8 protein-coding genes are annotated in these 9,158 nt (G+C 67.4%); 5 read left to right on the forward strand and 3 right to left on the reverse strand.

The window, feature by feature from the left end:
* The first annotated feature begins 324 nt into the window (after positions 1–324).
* From H7290_RS18060 to H7290_RS18075, 4 genes are all read left to right on the forward strand, one after another.
* Positions 325–900, forward strand: coding sequence for an ATP-dependent Clp protease proteolytic subunit (locus tag H7290_RS18060; protein ID WP_290515412.1), 576 nt, complete (start codon positions 325–327; stop codon positions 898–900).
* Positions 897–1,499 carry an ATP-dependent Clp protease proteolytic subunit gene (locus H7290_RS18065; protein WP_290515405.1) on the forward strand — a complete coding sequence of 201 codons (603 nt, stop codon included), beginning with the start codon at positions 897–899 and terminating at the stop codon, positions 1,497–1,499. The genes H7290_RS18060 and H7290_RS18065 overlap by 4 nt, the downstream gene beginning before the upstream one ends.
* Before the next feature lie 131 nt (positions 1,500–1,630).
* Positions 1,631–2,902, forward strand: coding sequence for an ATP-dependent Clp protease ATP-binding subunit ClpX (gene clpX, locus H7290_RS18070; RefSeq protein WP_290515406.1), 1,272 nt, complete (start codon positions 1,631–1,633; stop codon positions 2,900–2,902).
* 47 nt (positions 2,903–2,949) lie between these two features.
* On the forward strand, positions 2,950–4,101 hold the full coding sequence (locus tag H7290_RS18075; RefSeq protein ID WP_290515407.1) for a saccharopine dehydrogenase NADP-binding domain-containing protein: 1,152 nt from the start codon (positions 2,950–2,952) through the stop codon (positions 4,099–4,101).
* A 49-nt stretch (positions 4,102–4,150) separates the two neighbouring features.
* Here H7290_RS18075 and H7290_RS18080 read toward each other — a convergent pair whose 3' ends face one another.
* A complete protein-coding gene (locus H7290_RS18080) occupies positions 4,151–4,417 on the reverse strand; it encodes an HPr family phosphocarrier protein (protein ID WP_290515408.1) in 267 nt (88 codons plus the stop codon).
* Between the two features lie 71 nt (positions 4,418–4,488).
* Positions 4,489–5,256 (reverse strand): DeoR/GlpR family DNA-binding transcription regulator, encoded by a 768-nt coding sequence (locus H7290_RS18085; RefSeq protein WP_290515409.1) that lies wholly within the window; start codon positions 5,254–5,256, stop codon positions 4,489–4,491.
* A gap of 134 nt (positions 5,257–5,390) precedes the next feature.
* Here H7290_RS18085 and H7290_RS18090 point away from each other — a divergent pair, with 134 nt between their 5' ends.
* Entirely contained in the window at positions 5,391–7,043 is a 1,653-nt protein-coding gene (locus H7290_RS18090; protein ID WP_290515410.1) for a putative PEP-binding protein, read from the forward strand.
* Positions 7,044–7,160: 117 nt separating this feature from the next.
* On the opposite strand, the gene valS is transcribed toward H7290_RS18090, so the two are convergent.
* On the reverse strand, positions 7,161–9,158 hold a 1,998-nt coding region (gene valS, locus H7290_RS18095), incomplete at its 5' end, for a valine--tRNA ligase (protein WP_290515411.1).

The following is a 9,158-nucleotide window of genomic DNA, read 5'->3' on the forward strand; positions in this document are numbered from 1 at the left end:
AATCCCGCACCGCCTTCGGCGAATCCCGCACCGCCCTCGGCGAATCCCGCACCGCCTTCGGCGAATCCCGCACCGCCCTCGGCGAATGAGCCCACGGGCCGGTCCCCGCAGGGACGGCATACCACGGTGCGTAGGAATGTCGCCTCCGACCGTGGAAAGTTTTCCGCGGTCAGAGCGGCGTTGCATGGGCACCGTGGTAAACCGTCCACCACAGCAGCACCCTATGAGACGTACGCCGAGGGCGAACAGACGTGTTTTGGCGTGTGTTCAGCCATCGACCCGTCTACTGTCGAGAGCGTGAACACTCCACAGACCCCCCAAGCCATGGCCGGCGAGGCCGGGCCGTCCGATCTTGACGGGCACATCTACCAGCGCCTCCTCAAGGAGCGCATCGTGTTCCTCGGATCAGAGGTCCGCGACTCCAACTCCAACGCGATCTGCGCGCAGGTGTTGCTGCTCAACGCCGAGGACCCCGAGGCCGACATCTTCCTGTACATCAACAGCCCCGGTGGTTCGGTCGACTCGGGCATGGCGATCTACGACACGATGCAGTTCATCTCCAATGACGTCGCCACCTTCGGCATGGGCTTGGCCGCCTCGATGGGCCAGTTCCTGCTGGCCGCCGGCACTGCGGGCAAGCGCTACGCCCTCCCGCACGCCCGCATCATGATGCATCAGCCGTCAGGCGGCATCGGTGGTTCGGCCTCCGACATCAAGATCCAGGCCGAGCAGAGCATCCTGCTGAAGAGGCAGCTCAACCAGCTGCAGTCGCACCACAGCGGCCAGACCGTTGAGCAGATCGAGCTCGACTCTGACCGCGACCGCTGGTTCACGCCGGACCAGGCCAAGGAGTACGGCCTCATCGATCACGTGGTCGCGAGCGCGGGAGACATTTCATGAGCTACTACATGCCGCAGTGGGAAGAGCGCACGTCCTACGGATTCCGGCGCATTGACCCCTACACCAAGCTGTTCGAGGACCGCATCATCATGCTGGGCACCCCGATCAGCGATGACGTCGCAAACGCCGTCATGGCGCAGCTCATGTCGCTGCAGGCCATGGACCCCGACCGCGACATCAGCATCTACATCAACAGCCCCGGTGGATCGTTCACCGCGCTGACCGCGATCTACGACACGATCCGGTACATCAAGCCAGACGTGCAGACCTTGTGCCTGGGCCAGGCTGCCTCGGCGGCCGCGATTCTGCTCGCCGCCGGAACCCCCGGCAAGCGTCTGGCTCTTCCCAACAGCCGCATCCTGATCCACCAGCCCTACACCGAGGGCACCGGCGGCCAGATCTCCGACCTCGAGATCCAGGCGAACGAGATCTTCCGGATGCGCGAGCTCATGGAGAAGATGATTTCCGAGGCCACCGGCAAGTCGATCGAAGAAGTCAGCAAAGATGTCGACCGTGACAAGATCCTGACGGCGCAGCAGGCCGTTGAGTACGGTCTGGTCGACGAGGTCCTCAACACGCTCAAGACGCCCGGACCCTGACGACACGCGCGAATCGGGTGCCCCATGATCGCGACGGGGTACCAGATCGCGGCTAGGGTGAAATTGTCGGCCTCCTCGGTGGCCGACCGGATCATGCACGATTGACTCAGTTCAACGGAAGGACATACCGCGTGGCACGCATTGGTGAAACAGCCGATCTGTTGAAGTGTTCCTTCTGCGGAAAGAGCCAGAAGCAGGTCAAGAAGCTCATCGCCGGCCCCGGCGTCTACATCTGCGACGAGTGCATCGACCTCTGCAACGAGATCATCGAGGAAGAGCTCGCCGAAGGTGCAGAGCTCAGCCTCGGCGAGCTGCCCAAGCCGCACGAGATCTACGACTTCCTCAACGGCTACGTCATCGGGCAGGAGGGCGCGAAGAAGTCGCTCGCGGTGGCGGTCTACAACCACTACAAGCGTGTCCAGGCGCAGGCGGCGAACGCGCGGGGCAAGGACGACCAGGTAGAGCTGGCCAAGTCCAACATCCTGCTCGTCGGGCCCACCGGCTGCGGCAAGACCTACCTTGCGCAGACCCTCGCTCGCATGCTGAACGTCCCCTTCGCCATTGCTGACGCCACCGCGCTCACCGAGGCCGGTTACGTCGGCGAGGACGTCGAGAACATCCTCCTCAAGCTCATCCAGGCCGCCGACTACGACGTCAAGAAGGCCGAGACGGGCATCATCTACATCGACGAGGTCGACAAGATCTCGCGCAAGAGCGAGAACCCCTCGATCACCCGCGACGTGTCGGGCGAGGGTGTGCAGCAGGCGCTCCTGAAGATCCTCGAGGGCACCACAGCCTCGGTGCCGCCGCAGGGCGGGCGCAAGCACCCGCACCAGGAGTTCATCCAGATCGATACGACCAACGTCTTGTTCATCGTGGGCGGGGCCTTCGCCGGTCTCGACCAGATCATCGAGCAGCGCAGCGGCAAGACGAGTCTCGGCTTCAACACCGGCAACGTCGACATCGGCAAGACCGTCGCCCCCGCGAAGCTCTACTCCAAGGTGCTGCCCGAAGATCTTCTCAAGTTCGGCTTGATCCCGGAGTTCATCGGCCGCCTCCCCGTCATCGCTGCGGTCGACAACCTCGACAAGGAAGCGCTCGTGGCGATCCTCACCCAGCCGCGCAACGCCCTCACCAAGCAGTACGTCCGGCTGTTCGAGATCGACGGTGTCGAGCTGGAGTTCAGCGAAGAGGCTGCCGACGCGATGGCCGAGCTGGCTCTTGAGCGGGGCACCGGAGCACGCGGGCTTCGGTCGATCATCGAGGCGGTTCTCGAGCCGGTGATGTACGAGATCCCGAGCCGCGACGACGTGGCCAAGGTCATCGTCACCGAGGCGACGGTCGCAGGCACCGCAGGACCGACCATCCTGACCCACGACGAAGTGGCCAAGAAGGCCTCCTAGGTCTGCCGCCTCGGCGTCAGCGACTTCACGCGCGAAAGGCATCCCCTGTGACGACTGTCGACATTGCCCTGCTCGGAGCGACCGGCTTCACCGGTGGGCTCACCGCCGACTACCTCTCTGCACACCTCCCGGCGGGCGCATCGTGGGCCATCGCGGGTCGCAACCAGGCGAAGCTGGAAGCGGTTGCCGACCGGGTCGAGAAGGCCGGCGGAGTGCGCCCGTCGATCATCTCCGCCGACACCGGCAACCCCGACTCGATGTCGGCGCTGGCCAAGGCCACGAGGGTGCTCGTCACCACGGTCGGCCCGTACGTCAAGCATGGCGAGGCTGCGGTCAAGGCGGCCGCCGAGGCGGGCATCGCCTACGTCGACCTCACGGGTGAGCCGGAGTTCGTCGATCAGATGTGGTTGAAATACCACACGGTGGCCGAGGCGTCCGGTGCTCGTATCATCCACGCCTGCGGTTTCGACTCGATCCCCTACGACCTCGGAGTGCTCTACACCGTCGAGCAGATGCCCGAGGGCGTGCCCATCTCGGTCAAGGGCTACATCCGGGCCGGTGGCACGGCATCCGGTGGCACCTACCACTCCGCTGTCGGGGCGTTCTCCCGCGTGCGTCAGGCCAGCAGGACGGCCGGCGAGCGCAAGAGGGCCGAGCCGAGGCCGCCGGCTCGCACGATCCGGGGGGCCGGCAAGATCGGTCGCGGCGCCGGGGGCAAGGGCTGGGCGCTGCCGATCCCGACGATCGACCCCCAGATCGTGCTGCGGTCGGCGCGGGCGCTCGACCGCTACGGACCGGACTTCACCTACTCACACTTCGCGCAATTCAAGACCCTGCCCATGATGGTCGGCACTATCGCCGCCGCCGGTGTGCTGATGGCAGGGTCGCAGCTGAGCCTCACTCGCAAGGCGCTGCTGAGCCTCAAGTCGCAGGGTGACGGGCCCGACCAGGCCACGCGCGACAAGTCGTGGTTCTCCCTGCGACTCGTCGCCGAGGGTGGCGGCAAGACCGTCACGACGCAGGTCAGTGGCGGCGATCCCGGCTACACCGAGACTGCCAAGATGCTCAGTGAGTCGGCCATGTCACTGGCCTACGACGATCTGCCCACGGTATCGGGCCAGACCACCACGGCAGTCGCGATGGGCGATGCACTCATCGCCAGGCTGCAGCACGCCGGTATCACCTTTCGCACCCTCTGAGGCTGCGACCGCGGACTGCCTGACCGCCAGCCAGCCAAGCGAGTCGGACTCAGGCGGGGTGAGCGTCGAGGTCCTGTTCGACGAGCCGGGCGATCTGGTCGACGAGCACCTCGTCATCGCTCTCCACGACAACGGTGTCGCCCATCTTGGCCCCGAGCGTCATGATCAGCAGGGCCGAGCCGGCGTCGATGGGGTTTCGCCCGGACGTGGCGAGGGTGACTGCGCTCGCCGCCGACGACGCGGCCTGGGCGATCAGGGCTGCGGGGCGGGCGTGCAGCCCCACCGCCGAGCCGACTGTCACTGTCCTGGTTGGCATGCGCTCATCCTTCGTTCGGTGATCTCTTCTGGATCAGGTGGCGTGCTTCGGTCAGGGGAGGGGGGTGACGATCACGCCAGCACGACCTCGACACCATGGGCACGGAGCGAGCGGACGTCGTCGGGGCTGGCGCCGGTGTCGGTCACGACGACGTCGATCTCGTCGTAGGTGGTGAACGCGAAAACATGCTCGATCGAGAACTTGGACGAGTCGAACACTGCCACGACCTTGCGCGCAGACCGTGCCAAGGCGCGCTTGACCGCAGCCTCCTCCGAATCGTGGGTGCTGAGTCCGTGTTGCGGTGACGCAGCATCGGTGGCGAGGAAGCAGACGTCGGCCTGCACGAGTGCGAGCGCATCGACAGTGGACTGGCCCACGGCCGCAGCGGTGACCCCGCGTACCCGTCCGCCGAGGAGGTGCAGGGTGACCGAGGGGATGGCTGTCAGCTTGCCCGCCAACGGGATGGCGTGGGTGAGGACCGTCAGCGTGTGATCGAGCGGGATGAGGTCGACGAGGAGGCTGGTCGTGGTGCCGGCATCGAGGACGACGCTGCCGCCGAGTGCGGGCAGGAAGGCAGCGGCCCGTTGGGCGATGCGCTCCTTCTGCGCGGCATTGGTGCTGGTGCGTTGGGCCAGGCCTGACGCCAGGACTGTCAAGGGGCGGGCGGCAACAGCGCCGCCGTGGACGCGTTGCGCAAGCCCGTCGCGTTCCAGCACTGCGAGGTCACGGCGGATCGTCTCGCTGGACACGCTCAGCTCTTCAGCGAGATCGATGACGCTCAGTCGACCGTGCTGGTGCAGCCGCTCGGCGAGCAGCAGTTGACGTTCTGCGGCGTACACGGGGCTCCTCGAAACGCGTGAGTTTGTGTGGATTTGCCTGTGGTTATGTATGGTTTTACGTTTGTCTGCGTGTAATGTCAAGCATCCACGCGGGGTCCGTCACTGTGCCTCCGGCGCGTCAAGGGGGACACCGCATGTCATCGTCCACACTTCAGGGCAATGGTGTCGTTCCGGGCATCGGAGTCGGGCCGGTGATTCGCCCGAGGCCTCGTCCGCACCTGCCCGAGGCCGAGGATGCCCTCGGGCCTGCGGCCGGTGGTGAGCGGTTCAGTGCTGCTGCCGCCGTCGTCGCGGACCGGCTGGCCGACAGAGCGGGCCGGGCCCGGGGAGCGACGTCCGAGGTGCTCATGGCCACCTCGGTGCTGGCCCGCGACCGCGGTCTGGCAGCGCTGGTAGGCGCAAGGCTCACCGATGGACACGGGCTCTGTGCGGCCACCGTGGGGGCGATCGACGAGCTCAGTGCGATGTTCGCCGACGCCGGGGGGCTGATGGCCGAGCGGGTCGCCGACCTGCGCGACATCCGTGACCGGGTCATCGCCGAGCTGACCGGCCAGCCCGAGCCCGGCATCCCGACACCCGAGCAGCCCTCGGTGCTGTGCGCCGACGACCTCGCGCCGGCTGACGCTGCCGGACTCGACCCTGACACTGTCGTGGCCATCGCGACCTCGCTCGGCGGCGCCACGAGCCACACCACCATCATCGCCCGCCAGCTCGGCATCCCGTGCGTCGTCGGTACGACCGGGCTCGAGGACGTCGCCGAGGGCAGGTCGGTGCTGGTCGACGGGTCCACCGGTGAGGTCATCCTGGATCCCCGCCCGGAGATGGCGCGTGAGCGCACGGCCGCGGCCGCTGTCCTGCGCGAGGCCGCCGCGTCATGGACCGGTCCCGGCGCCACCAGCGACGGGCACGTCATCGACATCATGGTCAACGTCCAGGACGGTGCCGGTGCACGTCGGGCCGCCGACGAGCCGGTGCAGGGCGTTGGGCTCTTCCGCACCGAGCTGTGCTTCCTCGACCGTGACGTCGAGCCGACAGTCAAGGAGCAGGCCGACATCTACCGTGAGGTCTTCGTCGCGATGGGCGATCGTCGGGTCGTGATTCGCACGCTCGACGCGGGGTCGGACAAACCCCTCAGCTTCGCCACGATCAAGGACGAGCCCAACCCCGCTCTCGGGGTGCGGGGCATGCGCCTCGGCCTGCGCGACGAGGGACTGATGGACCGCCAGCTCGACGCCATCGCACTTGCGTCCAAGGATGCCGTTGGGCCCGTGTGGGTCATGGCACCCATGGTCGCCACCGAGGGCGAGGCGGCGTGGTTCGCCGCCAAGGTGCGCGAGCGCGGGCTGGTGCCCGGGGTCATGATCGAGATCCCCAGCGCCGCGCTGCTCGCCGACCGCATCATGCGACACGTCGACTTTGTGTCGATCGGTACCAACGACCTCAGCCAGTACGCGTTCGCGGCCGACCGCATGGCCTCGTCCCTGTCGCGCCTGACGGACCCCTGGCAGCCCGCGCTGCTGGCGCTCGTCGAACGGGTCGCCAGGGCTGGTCTCGACGCAGACAAGCCCGTGGGCGTGTGCGGCGAGGCTGCGGCCGACCCGCAGCTGGGTTGCGTGCTCGTCGGTCTCGGTGTCACGTCGCTGTCATCGGCCGCCACGGCCGCGCCCCTGGTGGGCGCCACGCTCGGGACGGTCAGTCTCGAGCAGTGCCGGAGTGCTGCCGCTGCCGCCCTTGCCGCAGCCGACCCAGCCGCGGCGCGCGAGGCCGCGGCCGCGCACCTCACCTGACCCCAGCCCCGAGGCCGAGTGGTGAGTGTGTGCAGTCCACAGAATGAGTTGCCAGAACGACCGACAAACCTCACTCTCTGTCTCCAGAGCGTTACTGGGGCAAGGGCCGGGCTCGGCTCAGTCGGTGGCGAGGAGCGTGGCGTCGACCTGCACCCCGTCGGCATCATCACGTGGGACGAGGGTGACGTCGCCGGTGACGCGCCCGGCCGCCACGACGTCGGCGAGAGCTGTCGTGAGCAGCTCTAGCTCAGCCGGTGCCGCCGTGACGGACAGAGCGCTGATCTCTGTCTTCATGCTGACCTTCGCCACAGACTTGGCGCCGCGGATGCCCGCCAGAGCCTGGGCCGCCACCCGCAGCACGGCCGGGTCGCGCGGGTCAGTCGTCAGGTCGACGTCGAGGACGGGCCAGGCGGCGCGGTGGATCGATCCCTCCTGCCACCACGACCACACCTCCTCGGTCACGTACGGCAAAAACGGTGCGAGCAGTCGCAGCTGTACCGACAGCGCCAGCACGAAGGCACTCTTGGCAGACTCTCCACCCGCATCGTCACGGCGAGCGCGTTCCTTGACGAGCTCGAGGTAGTCATCGCAGAAGTCCCAGAAGAATTTCTCGGTGACCTCGAGGGCTGTCGCGTAGTCGAGCCCCTCGAAGCTGGCTGTCGCCTCCTCGACGACGCCCCGCAGCCCACTGAGCATCCCCAGGTCGATCGCCTCGGTGACGCGGGCGGGGTCGAGGTGCGACGCGTCGGCGCCCAGGCCATAGGCCTGCTCGGACGCCAGCACGAACTTGCTGGCGTTGAGCACCTTCATGGCGAGGCGGCGACCGACCTTCATCTGCGCCTCGTCAAACGGCGAGTCGGTGCCGGGACGTGAGCCGGCAGCACGCCAGCGCACCGCATCGGCACCGTACTTGTCGAGGATCACGTCGGGGACGACCACGTTGCCCTTGGACTTGCTCATCTTCTTGCGGTCGGGGTCGACGACGAATCCGGAGATTGCGGTGTTGTGCCACGGCGCCACGCCGTGCTCGAGATGGGAGCGGACGACGGTGGAGAACAGCCACGTGCGGATGATGTCGTGGGCCTGCGGCCGCAGGTCCATGGGGAACGTGCGGGCGAACAGGTCAGGGTCGCGCTCCCACCCGCAGACGATCTGGGGAGTCAGCGAGGAGGTGGCCCACGTGTCGAGGACGTCGGGGTCGGCCATGAAACCGCCGGGTTGGCCACGCTGCGAGTCATCGAAGCCGGGCGGTGCCTGGGCTGCCGGGTCGACGGGCAACGACGCCTCGTCGGCGAGGATCGGCTCGGCGTAGTCGGGCTCGCCGACCGCGTCGAGGCGGTACCAGACCGGGAACGGGATGCCGAAGAAGCGCTGCCGCGAGACGAGCCAGTCGCCGTTGAGCCCGTCGATCCAGTTGGTGAGGCGGGACTGCATGTACGACGGCACCCAGTTGATCTCACCGCCGCGAGCGACCAGAGCCTTGCGCAGGTCGGCGTCACGGCCCCCGTTCGTGAGGTACCACTGGCGCGTCGACACGATCTCGAGGGGCTTGTCGCCGCGTTCGTAGAAGTTGGCCATGCGTTGGGTCGGCTTGGGCTCTCCGTCCAGATCACCGGCTTCGACCAGTGCGGCCACGCTCAGCTCCCGAGCGGTGAAGGTCGTCTTGCCGGCCAGCGACGCATACAGCTCGTGTCCCGCCTCGCCGATCCAGTCCGGTACGTCTGGCACGATGCGGCCGTCGCGCCCGATGATCGTGCGGTTGGGCAGCTGCAGCTCGCGCCACCAGATGACGTCAGTGAGGTCGCCGAACGTGCAACACATGACGGGGCCGGATCCCCTGTCCATCTCTGCCGCGGGATGGGCGACGACCGGGATCTCGACGTCGAACAGTGGCGACCGCACAGTGGTGCCGAACAGGGTCTGGTAGCGCTCGTCATCAGGGTGGGCGACCAACGCGACACACGCACCGATGAGCTCGGGACGCGTGGTCTCGATGAAGACCGGTCCGTCGGCGCCGTGGAACGCCACGCGGTGGTAGGCGCCGGGGTATTCGCGTGCCTCGAGCTCGGCCTGCGCGACAGCCGTCTGGAACGTCACGTCCCACAGGGTCGGAGC

Origin of the sequence: Aeromicrobium sp. (genome assembly GCF_014378035.1) — a bacterium.
Taxonomy (GTDB): Bacteria; Actinomycetota; Actinomycetes; order Propionibacteriales; family Nocardioidaceae; genus Aeromicrobium.